Origin of the sequence: Labilithrix sp. (assembly GCA_019637155.1) — a bacterium.
Lineage (GTDB): Bacteria > Myxococcota_A > Polyangia > Polyangiales > Polyangiaceae > Labilithrix.
Genome location: JAHBWE010000017.1, coordinates 176,828 through 189,395, shown reverse-complemented (window position 1 = coordinate 189,395; position 12,568 = coordinate 176,828). Strand labels below are relative to the sequence as shown.

Below are 12,568 nucleotides of genomic sequence, written 5' to 3'. Positions count from 1 at the left end.
CCGCCCCGCGTCTGCGGACGTACGGTCGATGATCCCCGCCGTCTACTCCCATTCCGAGAACCGCCGCCCGCTCCCGTCCTCGCTCTCCGTCCGCGCCGCGCGTGACGCCTACCTCGAGGAGAACGGCTTCGACGTCGGCGGCTACACCGCGGACACCTTCGACGTCGAAGCGTTCGGCCGCAAGTACACCTTCACGAATTCGTCCGATCGCAAGTGGGCGATCCCGCTCCACGACCTGCATCACGTCGCGACCGGCTACGGCACCGACCTCGTCGGCGAGGCGGAGATCGGCGCCTTCGAGCTCGTCGGCGGGTGCCGGACGCCGGTCGTCTACGCGCTCAACGTCGTCGCCGTGCTCGTCGGCTTCGCCCTCGCGCCGGTGCGCACGCTGCGCGCGTTCCTGCACGCCCGCCGCGCCGGCGCGCGCGCCCTCTATCGATCGGTCCCGAGCGTCGATCCGGTGCTCGACATCCCGCTCGGCGATCTCCGCGCGCGGCTGGGGATCCCGCGCGGCGGCCTGAGCTCCGAGCGGCGCCGGCTCCACGACGAGGGCGAGGCGCGCCGCGCCGACGCGCTCCCGAGCGCGCCGCCGCAGCGGCGGTGGGTCGTCGCGCTGGGCCTCGTGAACGGCCTCGCGACCGCGGGCACGGTCATGTTCGAGCTGTGGCGCGGCCGCACGCTCGAGGGCGTCCCGCTCGCCGGCGGCGCGCGCGCCGTCGCGTACGGCGTCCTCGCGGCCGGCCTCGTCATGGCGGCGAGCGCGCCGTCGCTGCGGCGGGGCTCGATCGGCGGCCGTGCGCTCTTCGGCCACGCCGCGCTCGCGCTGATCGTGCTCGACGTCGTGTCGGCGCTGCGCTTCGGCATGGCGCCCGCCCTCGCCGCGGCGGCGTGCGCGGCGCCGATCCTGCTCCTCCTCCGCTTGATGCGATAAGCTCGCGCGGCGATGCGCGTCGGGCTCGACATCGGAACCACCAACAGCGCCGTCGCGGTCATCGACGACGAGGCGAAGGCGCCCGTCCGGCTCGCGCGCTACACGTCCTCGGCCGGCGCGACGGAGACGTTCCGCTCGATCCTCTATTTCCGGTCGGGCCAGCGGCCGGTCGGTGGGCCGCGCGCGATCGACGGCTACCTCGCGGCGGAGGGCGACGGCCGGCTCATCCAGTCGATGAAGTCGTACCTCGCGGACCGCACCTTCCAGGCGACGAGCATCTTCGGGCGCACGACGTCGCTGGTCGATCTGCTCGCGACGCTCCTCCGCGAGCTGCGGGCGGCGGCGGAGTCGGACCTCGGGCCGCTCGGCACGCGCGCGGTGGTGGGGCGGCCGGTCCACTTCGCGAGCGAGAAGGGGAGCGAGGACGAAGCGCTCGCGGTCGAGCGGCTGCGCGCGGCGCTCGCGGCGGCGGGGTGGGACGACGTCGAGCTCGAATACGAGCCGGTCGCGGCGGCGCATTACTACGAGACGCAGCTCGACCACGACGAGCTCGTGCTCATCGCCGACTTCGGCGGCGGCACGAGCGACTTCTCGCTCGTGCGCGTCGGTCCGGGGCAGCGCCACCTCGGCGCGGGGCGCATCCTCGGGAACGACGGCGTCGGGATCGCCGGTGACGCGCTCGACGCTCATTTGATGAAGAAGCTCGTGGCGCCCGAGCTCGGAATGGGCATTACGTATCGGGCATTGATGGGCGAAAAGGACCTACCGGTGCCGGTGTGGATCTATTCGCGATTGCTCCGCTGGCACCATTTCTCTTTTTTGAAGAGCAAGAAGAACATCGATTTGCTGGAGGGTATCGCGAGCCAGACGCGCGACCGCGCGCCGATCCGCGCGCTCCTCCACGTGATCGAGAACGACCTCGGGTATCACCTCTATCGCGCGGTCGAGCGGACGAAGGTCGCGCTGTCGAGCGCGACGGAGGCACGCTTCACGTTCGCGGACGATCCGGTGGCGATCGACGTCGCCGTCACGCGGGCGCAGTTCGAGGAGTGGATCGCGGAGGACATGGCGACGATGGCGTCGTGCGTCGATCGCCTCCTCGATCGCGCGGGGGTGGACCGCAAGGACGTCGACCAGGTGTTCCTCACCGGCGGCAGCTCCTTCGTCCCCGCGGTGCGCCGCATCTTCGAGGACCGCTTCGGCGTCTCTCGCATCCGCGCCGGCGGCGAGCTCATCTCCGTCGCAACCGGCCTCGCGCTCCGCTAGCGCGAGTTGGCGAGGCGCGCGAGCGGGACGCTCCCGACGACGTTGCGGATGCGCTGCGCCTGCGGCGCCGGCACGTCACCGCGCAGCTGCACCTCGGCGCGCCCAGACGAGCGGACGATGCGCACGCGGAGCCGCGCGATCTTCGGCGTGCGCGCGACGTCGCGGAGATCGGCGAGGATCGGCGGAGCGACCCCGCCGCGAACGACGCGCACCGCCCCGTCCTCGATCGCGAGCTCACACACCGTGATCGCCCGCGTCGCGGCAACGTAGAGCGCGCCGAGCACCCCAGCGACAACCGCGACCCACACGAGCATGTCCACCCATGCAGCATAGCGCCCGGCGACGCGGCGCGGCGCGGACGCACGCCGACCGCGCAAGGTTTCGGCCCGCGGTGGAAGGCACGAGGGACGCGCGCAGGTTTGGGGTTGGGCTCGCGGTGGGAGGTACGAGGGCCGCGCGCAGGTTTGGGTTCGGGCTCGCAGTTGAAGGTGCACAGGGCCGCAGCTCCGCGACGCCACGAGGGCGCAAAGCCCGCGGCCCTCCGGCGCCGCGAGGATCAGTCCGCGGCCTTCTTCTTCGCGCTCGTCTTCTTCTTGGCGGTCGTCTTCTTCGCCGCCGCCTTCTTCTTCGCGGGGGGCGCAGCCTCCGCTTCCGCCTCCGCGGCGGCCTTCGTCTTCTTCTTCGGTGCGGCGGCTGCGGCGGTCTTCTTCTTGGCGGTCGTCGCCTTCTTCTTCGGTGCGGCTGCGGCCTTCTTCTTAGGCTTCGCCGTAGGCTCAGGCTCAGGCTCGGGCTCGGGCTCGGGGGTTGGCGTTAGCTCGAGCTCGAGCTGGGTGGTCGGGCGGCGGAGCGTGATCGCCTCGGAGACCGAGACGGGCGCCGGGATCGACGGGGCGCGTGTGAGCGCTTGCTCCAGCGCGGTGCGCGCGGCGCGGTCGCGCATCTCGACGCGGTGGTCGACCAGGACGCCGGCGACGTCGGTGCGATCGGCGGCGAAGATGACGCCGGAGCCTTCGCCGAAGAGCATGACGTCGAAGAGCGGACGGCCGCCCTCGCCGAGGACGCGGCGCTCCAGCGTGCCGGCGAACGAGTCGTCGCGCTCGCCGTCGAGGCGCTCCTCCGGCTCGAGGTCTTGCCCGTCCCACGTCTTCCCCGCGATGCGGAGCTGCGCCTCCGCGACGGGCCCGAGATCGAGGACGTCGGCGTCGCGGACGGAGGCGAGCGTCTCGAGCGCGGGCGTGCGCGGCGGGAGACGATGGAGGCGCCGCATCGTGTCGTCGAGGCGCTCGACGTCCGGCGCGGGGCCGGTCCACGGCTCGAGGGCCTGACGGACGACCTCCGCCGGGAGTCGGTCGAGCTCCTCGAACGCGGCGAAGACCTCGTCCGAGGTCGCTGTTCCAGCGCTCAAACGCGTGACGATTTCGCGGGCGCGAGCCTCTTCTCCGGGCATGCAGGCGGCACGCTACCACGCGCGCCGAAGAAAAGTGATCCGGCTTGTCGATCGCGTCGCCGGAGCGGCTCAAGGCTTCGTGAACGCGAGGACGAAGCGATCGCTCGTGCCGCGTTTGTCGCCCGCCGCGCCGGGCGCCGCGTTCCAGTCGCGTGCGTCGTTCGGGTTGCGGAGGAAAGCCGCTTCGCCGGCGAGCTTGAAGCCGGCCTTCGTCACGTCGTCGCGGACCACCGACTCCTCGATGCGATGGAGCGTGTCCACCTCCTTCGAGCCGGTGCCCGGGCGGCCGCTGTGATCGACGATGACGAGCTTGCCGCCGGGCTTGAGCGCCTCGAGGAGCTTCGCGTTCATCTTCGCGCGGTCGGTCCCGACCCAGTAAAGGTCGTGGTAGAAGAGCACCATCACGATCGCGTCGAGGTCCTTCGCCTCCGGCGGCAGCGGATCGTCGAGCTCGCGCGTGACCTTCACGACGTTCTTGTTCACCGGCCGCGCGAGCCGCGCCGGCCACGCCTTCGACACGTACTTCTCGATGATCATCGGGCTGTTCATGCCGTACACCACGCCGGTCGGCCCCACCGCGCGGGCGAGCACCTCCGTCGTGTAGCCGCCGCCCGCGGCGAGGTCCGCGACCTTCATCCCCGGCTTGATGCCGGCGAACGCGACGAGCTCGTCCGGCTTCCGCTGCGCGTCGAGCTTCACGTCTTCGGGATCGCGCTCGTTCGAAGGCGGCGTGCTCTTGCAGGAGACGCCGAGGGCGAGACACGCGAAGAGGAAGGTCCGGCGCAGCATCGGTCGCATTAGGCGTCAGCGCTCGCGCGAGAGCAAGTCCGCGAGCGCGGTCGTGAACGCGCGGACGCGCGGGAGGTCGTAGCCGGGGATGAGCTTCTCGAGCTCCGCGCGCATCGCGGCCTTGTCGTAGCCGGGGCGGGCGCGCTCGAAGAGCTCCATCGCCGCGCGCGGGGAGAGCCCGACCGCGGTCTCGTGGACGGCGGCGACCTGCATCGCGGAGAGGCACTGGCCGAGCAGCTCGAGGAGCGGACCGCCGCGACGGCGATAGAGCGCGAGCGCCGACTCGATCCAGGCGGCCTCGTCCGCCGGCGTCGGAGGCGCGAAGTCGGTGACAGGCACGTGCGGCAGAGGTCGGGCCGCCGGATCGGGCGTCCAGTCCGCGAGCTCGATGCGGAGCGCGTCGAGGAGCGCGCGCTGCTCGTCGTTCACGGCGTGAGAGAGGAGATCGAAGCCGTTCATGAGCTGTGCGTGCGTGACCCACGGGATCGCGCGGCGGAGGAGCTCTGCGGCGCTCGCGGGGGGCACCGTACGCGCGCTCGTCCAGAGGAAGCCGCCCATCGCGGCGAGGACCGGCGCCGGCCCGTCGAGGTCGTCGCGCCGAACGAGCTCGGCGCGCGCGATGCCCCAGAGCGCCAGCTGCGCGGTGGTCCACGCGTCGTCGCGCGAGACGCTCGTGACCGCGCCGCAGTGGCGACAGCGCGCGAGGCCCTCGCTCGGCGGATCGAGCGGCCCCCCGCACTTCGGACACGCCGCGACGTCGACGTCGACGTCGACGGCGGCGTCGGCGAGGACCTCGACGCGAATGCGCTCCACCGCGCGGACGCCGAGGAGGGACGCGTAGCCGCCGATCGCCGCGCGCACCATCTCGCGCGCGTGGTGCGCCGCGCCCTCGCGGAGCGCGCCGGGCGGAGCGCCGGGATGCGCGAGGAGCGCGTCGTAGTAGCCGCGCGCGGCGGCGAGCATCGCGCGCGCCGCGGCGACGGGATCCCCCTGCGTGAGCGTCACCGCGGCGGCGCTGTAGGCGCCGAGCCGGCGACCGACCTCCGGATCGAAGGTCGCGATCTCGCTCATCGCGACCGCCTCGCGTACGTGTCGCGCGCGGGCCTCTGGATCGGTCGGGATCGGTACGCCGTGCTCCGGGTACACGATCGCCATGAGGAGGATCTGCTCCTCGCACGCGAGGCGCCAGCGTTCGCGATCGCCGGTCGCCGCCGGCATCTCGAGCATCAGCGCAGTGAGGCGCGCCTCTGCGGCGGTCGGCTTCACGATCTGCCGGAGACCGGCGGCGTGACGCTCGGCGAGCGCGGTCTCCGTCCAGCCGTCGCCGGCGAACGCGAGGACCGCGCCGCAATGACGGCAGAGCACGACGACCGCGCGCTCCGTCGTCTGCCGCGGCGCACCGCAGACCGCGCAGGTGAAATCGCGGAGGAGGAGGCCGGTCACGCCTCACGTCATGGAACCACGAACGCCGGGGCCGGTGCGCGCGAACGTCAGCCGAACATCAAGGAGCGATGGGCCGCGGTCCCGGCGCGGAAGCCGTCGCCGATCGCGAAGGGCACCGCGCCGGCCGCGATCGCGGCGTCGCCGCAGGCGAAGACGCCGGGCACGGTGGTCTCCTTCATCGCGTCCGTCTTGATGAACGGACCCATCGGACCTTGCTCGAGCTCGCAGCCGAGCTCCTCCGCGAGCGGAGACGAAGGGCGCGTCTGCGACGCGGCGAAGAGGCCGGCGAACGAGAGCGTGCGGCCGCTCGCGAGCGTCACGTCGATCGCGCCGCCCACCTTCGCGACCGGCTCGCGCTCGACGTGCACGCCGCGTCGCTCGAGCAGCGCGAGCTCCTCCGGCGCTGGCTCGTGCGCGCCGTTCGTGAAGTACGTGGTCTCGCCCCAGTCGGGCAGCATCGCCGCCTGGTGGATCGACATCGGCGACGTCGCGAGGCAGCCGAGCTTCCCCATCCCGAGCTCGTAGCCGTGGCAATACGGACAGTGAAAGACGCTCTTGCCCCAGCGCTCGCGGAGGCCGGGGAGGTCGGGCAGCTCGTCGGTGACGCCGAGCGCGAGCACGACGAGACGACCATGATGCTCTTCGCCGGAGGCGAGGCGGAGCGCGAAGCCGTCGCTCGTCTTGCGCGCGGACGCAGCCTCGCCCTCGAGCCACGTCACGGTCGGGTACGCCTCGACGTCGCGGCGACCCTGCGCCGCGAGGACGGCGGGCTCGACGCCGTCGCGTCCGAGGAGCCCGTGCGCGTGGGCGGCGAAGCGGTTGCGGCGCACGCCCGCGTCGACGACGAGCACCTTCCGCCGCGCGCGCCCGAGCTGGAGCGCCGCCGACATGCCTGCGTAGCTTCCCCCCACGATCAGTACGTCGAACATCGAATCACCTGTGCTTTCTCTTCGTGCCGGTCCCGCGGACGCTGCGGGCGAGCTTCGCGAGGGTGAGGGTGTGGAGTCGTTTCATGAGGAGCGCCTCCGCGTCGGCGAGCGCGGCGCCGACGGCGTCGTTCACCGCCCGCTCGACGAGGCAGCCGGGGCTCTCGTCGCGGACGCCGAGCGCGAACACGGTCGGGGTGCCGAGCGCGGCGTAGACGTCGCCGAGCGTGATCTCGTCGAGCGGTCGCGCGAGCGTCCAGCCTCCGCCGTGCCCCTTCTCCGAGCGCACGATGCCGGCGCGGCGAAGCCCCGCCATCGTGCGCCGCATCACGACGGCGTTGCTCTCCGCCTGCCGCGCGAACACCTCCGACGTGATCGGGCTCTCCGCGTCCCCGAGGTGGATGAGGATGTGCAGCGCGACGGAGAGCCGGCTGTCTCGCTTCATGTAACTTTAAATGTTACGTGATGGCGCGCCTGTCAAGGGCGAGCGGGAGATGGCCGCGAATCAGCCCGTGTTTCGCAGGAAGTCTGCGACCTCGGCGAAGCGGCGCTCGAGGAAGCCGCGGACGTCGGGCGGGATGCTCGGATCGTCGAGCGCCGCGTTCATGCAGCGGAGCCACGCGTCGCGGAGCTCCACGCCGATCGGGACGTGCCCGTGCCGCATGCGGAGCCGCGGGTGGCCGTGCGCGGTCGAGTAGTCGCGCGGTCCGCCGAGCCACTCGAGGAGGAAGAGCGTGAAGCGCTCGCGGACGATCGGGGCGACGCGCGCGCCGCTCTCGTCGCGACGGTGCACCGCGACGAGCGCGGGCTCGTGCGCGTCCATGTGATCGTAGAAGCGCTTCGCGAGCGCGGCGGCGGCCTCGGGGCCGATCGCCTGGAAGGGCGTGAAGTCGGGTCCGAGCTTCTGCTCCGTCATCGGTCGTAGCCTTTGCTGCCGATCGCGCGGGCGAGGTCGCTCGGGAACGTCTCGCGGAGGGCGCGCGTGAAGTCCCAGCGTGGCTCCCAGCCGAGCTCTGCCCGCGCCTTCGCGTTGTCGTAGATGCGGTCCAAGGTCGGGTTCATCGTCCATTTCCGCGCGGCGTAGACCGCGCGCCACTCGGGGACGCGAGCGTCGAGCGCGGCGGGAGCGTCGCGGCGGAGCAGCGCGCAGTCCTCGCGGCGGAAGGGCGTCGTCGCGCTGACGATGTAGCGCGCGAAGCCGATCCGCGGCGCCCGCTCGAGCGCGCGGAGGTGCGCGTCGACGATGTCCTCGACGTCGGCGCGGCGATGGAGGAGCTCGTTCGTCTTCAAGTTCTCACCCGCGTACGCGGCGGCGGCGGCCGCGTCGTCGTCGTCCTCGGGGAAGAAGCGCGACGTCCGCAAGACGAGGCAGGCGAGCTTCTGGTTGCGATGCGCGAGCGCGCAGAGGTCCTCCGCCGCCGCCTTCGTGACGCCGTAGATGTTCTTCGGGACGAGCCGCGTCTCCTCCGTGATCCACGCCGCCGGCTCGCCCGCGGCGGGAACGAGCGCGTCGCCGAAGGTGCTCGTCGTGCTCGTGTACACGAACGCGCGCACGCCGGCGCGGACGGCGGCCTCGAGCAGCGTCTGCGTCCCGCTCACGTTGACGGCGATGAAGTCGCGCGCCGAGCGCGTCGCGACGTGCGGCTTGTGCAACGTCGCCGCGTGTAGAACGGCGTCGACGCCGTCCATCGCCGACGCGACGAGGGCCTCGTCGTCGATCGATCCGACGACGTCCGTGAACGCCGACGCGAGCCGATCGAGCCCGCGCACCTCCCGCCCCGCGGCGCGTAGGCTGCGGACGAGCGCCTCACCGAGGTGCCCGGCCGAGCCGGTGACGAGGACCGTTCCCATGGGCTCCGGCATAGTCGAAGGATGGATCATCCGCTCCAGGGATTTCGCGTAGATGCGGCCACTGAGTACAGTGATTTCAGGAAATTACAGCCTCGCCGTCGCTGGCCCACCATGTGCTCCAGTGTAAGTCATGACCGCTCGCTCCCTCCTCTTGTTTGTCCTCCCGATGGTCCTCACGGTCGGCTGCGCCGCCGAGGCGATGGAAGAAGAGGAGATGGGCGAGACCGAGAGCGCGCAGACGGCGCCGGCGTCGAGCACGCGCCGCGACGCGGTCGTCGATCAAGCGCGCCGCGATCGCCTCGCGGGCGAGGAGGCGACGGGCTACCTCGGCATCGTCACCGGCGACGCGAAGGGCGCGAAGAAGGCGCCGCGCGATCTCTCCGCCCGCGTCTCGCACATCAACATCCAGCGCCGCGCGCTCTACACCGAGATCGCGCAGCGAAACGGCGTCACGGTCTCGGAGGTCGCGCAGACGACCGCGTGCCTCCTCTTCCGCGATCGCGTCGCGGTCGGCGAGGCCTACCGCACCGACGACGCGCGCTGGGAGATCCACACCGAGAGCGACGCGATCGAAATACCTGCATTCTGCAACCGCGAGACGGTGACCGTCACGGTGGAGACCGAAGAGCGCTGAAGGTCGCGCAGCATAGGGCGCATTGATCCGAAACGTTTCACCGCTCACCCGACCGGCTGATGGACGGCGATGGGCTGCCGTTCACCGCGGGCACCGTCGGCGTCGGCGCGACGGTGACGGCCTTGTCGGCGGAGGAAGGCACGGACACGTTCCGCGCGAACGGCTCGGTCGCGTTCCCTTGAAGCTTCGAGGCACGAAGCTTCTGGAGCGCCGTGGCGAGCGACGCGCCGTAGACGACGTGCGCGAGGGCCATCGAGGTCGGCCGTCCGAAGCGGTCGCGTGACGGCGGGCGCATGAGGTGGAGCTTCGGGATCCAACCGGCGTAGCTCACCGCCCAGATCGCGAGACCGTAGAGCACGCCGCCGCCCACGCTCCGCGCGGGGCGCGGGAGCAACCCGAACAGCGCGCCGGCCGCAGCGCCGTACCCGACGTGCGCGGCCGCGGTGGCGAGCTGCAGCTCGGCGCCGCGAGGACGATGCCCCACGAGGGTCAGAATGCGACGCGTGAGCTTCTTCGGCGGCGGCTCGCCGAGGAGGCCGGTCGCCTTCGCGACCGCAAATTCGAGGGTCATCACGCCGGTCGCGAGGATCCCCGCGGCGGCGCCGGTCAACGCTCGGCGAAGGACGTCGTTCATGATCGCGGGCGGTGCACGCGGAGTGCCACCGGCGTGGACGTCGCGCTACGCGTGAATGAGCGCCCACGCCTCCGCCGGCGCGAGCTCGAGCAGGACCGGGACGACGAGGCCCTCCTCGCGATCGAGGTGATCGACGAGCACGTCCTCGAAGCGCGCGAGCGCGGCGGCGGCGTCTTCGCGCGCGGTCTCGGGGCGGAGCGCGTCGTTCACCGCGTCGATCGCGGCGGTCAGCTCGCCGTGATCGAGGACGAGCTTCTCCGGCGCGCTCCCGGTGCGGCGCTCGACGAAGGGGAAGAGCATCTGCTCCTCCGCGTGATGGTGATGGTGCAGCATCTCCGCGATCGGCGCGAACGCGCGGCCGACCCAGCCGAGCGGCACGTCGGGCTCGCGCTCGAACATGAAGCGGAGGCGCTCGGTCGCGACGCGGAAGTGATCGTGGAGCGTGAGGAGCATCCCCGCGGGGCCCTCGAGCGCGCCTTGCGCCCGCCACCGCGTGCGGCGCGCGCGGCCGAGGACGCGGCTCACCGCGGCGCCGATGCGCGGGTTCACCGCGAGCTCGGCGAGGCCCTCCGCGCTCGGGAGCCACTTCGCGCCGCGGTGATACGGCGCGTCCCTCACCGGCGCGAGGTCGGGATCGAACGCGCCCTCGAGCTCGGCCGCGAAGTAGTGCGTGACGCAGTCGTAGTCGACGCCGTCCCAGCGGAACGGATAGCGATCGACGAGCACGAGGTGCGACTGCACGTGCACCGCGACGCCCGTCTCCTCGAGCGTCTCGCGGCGCGCGGTCTCGGCCGGGCGCTCGTCCTCCTCCACGCCGCCGCCGGGCGGGAACCAGCTCTCGACGCCGGTGGTCGGGTCGCGGAGCCGCACGAGGAGGAGGTGCCCCTCCGCCTCGCAGACGACCGACGCTCGCGTGCGCCTCTTCATTCTGGAGAATGTATCATTTCGTGAAATCCGTGTGCGTCCTTCGCCGGGAATCACCCCGCCGTGCCGGTCGTAGACGTAGACTATGGTCGTGCGCTCCCGCCGTCTCTATACCGCCATCCTCCTCGTAGCGGCCGCCGTCCTCGCCACGAACCTCATCGTCCTCACCGGCGGCAGGACCGAGGGGCCCCAGAAGCGGGCGGGCCGTGTCTGGGGCGAAACCCCTGACGTAGAGATCGCGCTCGTGCTCGGCGCGGCGGTGCGGGACGGGAGACCGTCGGACGTGCTGCGCGATCGGTTGGACGAGTCGCTCGCGCTCTATCGCGCGGGTCGCGTGCGGAAGATCCTGGTCAGCGGCGATCACCGGACCGCGGTGTACGACGAGCCGAACGCGATGCGGCGCTACCTCGAGGCGAAGGGCGTCCCGCCGGCCGACATCTTCATGGACCACGCCGGCCTCGACACGTACAGCTCGGTCTGGCGCGCGAAGCACGTGTTCGGGGCGCGCAAGCTCATCGTCGTCACGCAGCAGTTCCACCTCTCGCGTGCGGTCTGGTGCAGTCGCGCGCTCGGGATGGAGGCGGAAGGAGCGGCCTCCGATCGCCATCTCTACCGCGGCATCGCGTGGCTCCACGCGCGTGAGGTCGTCTCGCGGACGAAGGCGTTCGTCGACGTCACGAGGCGCCGCGTGCCGCGCCACGGCGGCGCGCCGATCGACCTCGGCGGGGACGGTCGCGTCACCGCGGGCTGAGCCGGAAGAAATCGACCGCGCGCTGTAATCGCGCTGCGGTCCGTGCGTCTGCAGGTTCGAAGGAGCTGGCGCTCGATGAGCCAGAGAGACGCGATGAACCAGGACGAGAAGAAGGGCTGTTGTGACGTGGCGGACTGCGGCTGCGGCGAGGCGTGCCGCTGCGGGGAGACCTGCGAGTGCGATCCGTGCACGTGCGCGGATTGTGGGTGCGCGACGGAGGGCTGAGCTCCGGCATCGAAGCCCTCGTGGCATCCGCGAAGTCGATCTTCGGGGCGGTGGTGGGCCGCTTCATCTTCACCGAAGCCCGCGTCGCGTCCGTGCGCGACGTGGGCCCGCGCCTGCGCATCGCCGAGCTCGCCGGCGACGCGCTCCGCGGCGTGGCGTGGACGCCGGGCGACAAGGTCCAGGTGTACCTGCCGGGCCGCGGGATGCGCACGTACACCCCGCTCCGCTGGGACAAGGAGCGCGGCGAGACGAGCTTCCTCCTCTACGTCCACTCGACGACGACGCCGGGGGCGGCGTGGGCGGCGGGGCTCCGCGCCGGCGACGAAGTGAGCTTCTTCGGGCCGCGGAGCTCGATCCGCTTCCCGGAGCTGAGCGAGCCGGTCGTCCTCTTCGGTGACGAGACGTCGTTCGCGGCCGGCCGCGCGCTCCACGACGCGCGGCGCGCGACGTGCGTGTTCGAGGTCGACGACGAGGCGGCGGCGAAGAGCGCGCTCGACGCGATCGGCCTCGGCGGCGCGACCGTCGTCGCGCGCGGCGCGGCGGACGCGCACCTCCCCGACGTCGCGGCGCGCATCGCCGAGGAGCTCGCGAAGGACACGCGCGCGTCGCTCGCGCTCACGGGCAAGGCGCAGGCGATCCAGCTCCTCCGCGCGCGCTTGAAGGCGAGCGGCTCGCTCCGCGCGGGCAAGACGAAGGCGTACTGGTCGGTCGGAAAGAAGGGGCTCGACTGAGCTCGTTCGCGCGACG

16 protein-coding genes are annotated in these 12,568 nt (G+C 72.1%); 6 read left to right on the top strand and 10 right to left on the bottom strand.

Annotated elements, in window-relative coordinates; all coding sequences use genetic code 11:
- Nucleotides 1-28 precede the first annotated feature (28 nt).
- Together KF837_32950 and KF837_32945 are read left to right on the top strand one after the other, a co-directional pair.
- Nucleotides 29-931: a hypothetical protein gene (locus KF837_32950; protein MBX3232183.1), complete on the top strand. Its 903-nt coding sequence runs from the start codon at nt 29-31 to the stop codon at nt 929-931.
- A gap of 12 nt (nt 932-943) precedes the next feature.
- Nucleotides 944-2,197 (top strand): Hsp70 family protein, encoded by a 1,254-nt coding sequence (locus KF837_32945; GenBank protein MBX3232182.1) that lies wholly within the window; start codon nt 944-946, stop codon nt 2,195-2,197.
- Here the strand turns inward: KF837_32945 and KF837_32940 are convergent.
- The 8 genes from KF837_32940 to KF837_32905 form a co-directional block, all read right to left on the bottom strand.
- Nucleotides 2,194-2,517 carry a DUF3634 family protein gene (locus tag KF837_32940; protein MBX3232181.1) on the bottom strand — a complete coding sequence of 108 codons (324 nt, stop codon included), beginning with the start codon at nt 2,515-2,517 and terminating at the stop codon, nt 2,194-2,196. The two genes, KF837_32945 and KF837_32940, sit on opposite strands and share 4 nt — an antisense overlap.
- A 236-nt stretch (nt 2,518-2,753) precedes the next feature.
- Nucleotides 2,754-3,602 carry a hypothetical protein gene (locus KF837_32935; GenBank protein ID MBX3232180.1) on the bottom strand — a complete coding sequence of 283 codons (849 nt, stop codon included), beginning with the start codon at nt 3,600-3,602 and terminating at the stop codon, nt 2,754-2,756.
- Nucleotides 3,603-3,713: 111 nt separating this feature from the next.
- Nucleotides 3,714-4,442 (bottom strand): class I SAM-dependent methyltransferase, encoded by a 729-nt coding sequence (locus tag KF837_32930; GenBank protein MBX3232179.1) that lies wholly within the window; start codon nt 4,440-4,442, stop codon nt 3,714-3,716.
- A 6-nt stretch (nt 4,443-4,448) separates the two neighbouring features.
- Nucleotides 4,449-5,876: a hypothetical protein gene (locus KF837_32925; GenBank protein MBX3232178.1), complete on the bottom strand. Its 1,428-nt coding sequence runs from the start codon at nt 5,874-5,876 to the stop codon at nt 4,449-4,451.
- A 47-nt stretch (nt 5,877-5,923) separates the two neighbouring features.
- Nucleotides 5,924-6,805, bottom strand: coding sequence for an NAD(P)/FAD-dependent oxidoreductase (locus tag KF837_32920; protein MBX3232177.1), 882 nt, complete (start codon nt 6,803-6,805; stop codon nt 5,924-5,926).
- A 4-nt stretch (nt 6,806-6,809) separates the two neighbouring features.
- On the bottom strand, nt 6,810-7,247 hold the full coding sequence (locus KF837_32915; GenBank protein ID MBX3232176.1) for an Rrf2 family transcriptional regulator: 438 nt from the start codon (nt 7,245-7,247) through the stop codon (nt 6,810-6,812).
- A 60-nt stretch (nt 7,248-7,307) separates the two neighbouring features.
- Complete coding sequence (locus tag KF837_32910; GenBank protein MBX3232175.1) at nt 7,308-7,718, bottom strand: cyanoglobin; 411 nt, start codon at nt 7,716-7,718, stop codon at nt 7,308-7,310.
- Nucleotides 7,715-8,653, bottom strand: coding sequence for an NAD(P)-dependent oxidoreductase (locus KF837_32905; GenBank protein ID MBX3232174.1), 939 nt, complete (start codon nt 8,651-8,653; stop codon nt 7,715-7,717). The genes KF837_32910 and KF837_32905 overlap by 4 nt, the downstream gene beginning before the upstream one ends.
- Before the next feature lie 130 nt (nt 8,654-8,783).
- Here KF837_32905 and KF837_32900 point away from each other — a divergent pair, with 130 nt between their 5' ends.
- Nucleotides 8,784-9,287 (top strand): YdbL family protein, encoded by a 504-nt coding sequence (locus KF837_32900; protein ID MBX3232173.1) that lies wholly within the window; start codon nt 8,784-8,786, stop codon nt 9,285-9,287.
- 37 nt (nt 9,288-9,324) lie between these two features.
- Here the strand turns inward: KF837_32900 and KF837_32895 are convergent, their stop codons facing one another.
- Both KF837_32895 and KF837_32890 read right to left on the bottom strand, forming a co-directional pair.
- Nucleotides 9,325-9,921, bottom strand: a complete 597-nt coding sequence (locus tag KF837_32895) for a hypothetical protein (GenBank protein ID MBX3232172.1) — start codon at nt 9,919-9,921, stop codon at nt 9,325-9,327.
- Nucleotides 9,922-9,966: 45 nt separating this feature from the next.
- A complete protein-coding gene (locus KF837_32890; protein MBX3232171.1) occupies nt 9,967-10,848 on the bottom strand; it encodes an NUDIX domain-containing protein in 882 nt (293 codons plus the stop codon).
- An 88-nt stretch (nt 10,849-10,936) separates the two neighbouring features.
- Between KF837_32890 and KF837_32885 the strand changes: the two genes are divergently transcribed.
- The 3 genes from KF837_32885 to KF837_32875 all read left to right on the top strand — a co-directional run bounded on the left by KF837_32885 (nt 10,937) and on the right by KF837_32875 (nt 12,552).
- Entirely contained in the window at nt 10,937-11,596 is a 660-nt protein-coding gene (locus KF837_32885; protein ID MBX3232170.1) for a YdcF family protein, read from the top strand.
- Between the two features lie 75 nt (nt 11,597-11,671).
- The gene (locus tag KF837_32880; protein MBX3232169.1) at nt 11,672-11,821 is read left to right on the top strand and encodes a hypothetical protein; all 150 of its coding nucleotides are present in this window, start codon (nt 11,672-11,674) and stop codon (nt 11,819-11,821) included.
- 20 nt (nt 11,822-11,841) lie between these two features.
- Nucleotides 11,842-12,552 carry a siderophore-interacting protein gene (locus KF837_32875; protein MBX3232168.1) on the top strand — a complete coding sequence of 237 codons (711 nt, stop codon included), beginning with the start codon at nt 11,842-11,844 and terminating at the stop codon, nt 12,550-12,552.
- The last annotated feature ends 16 nt before the right edge of the window (nt 12,553-12,568 follow it).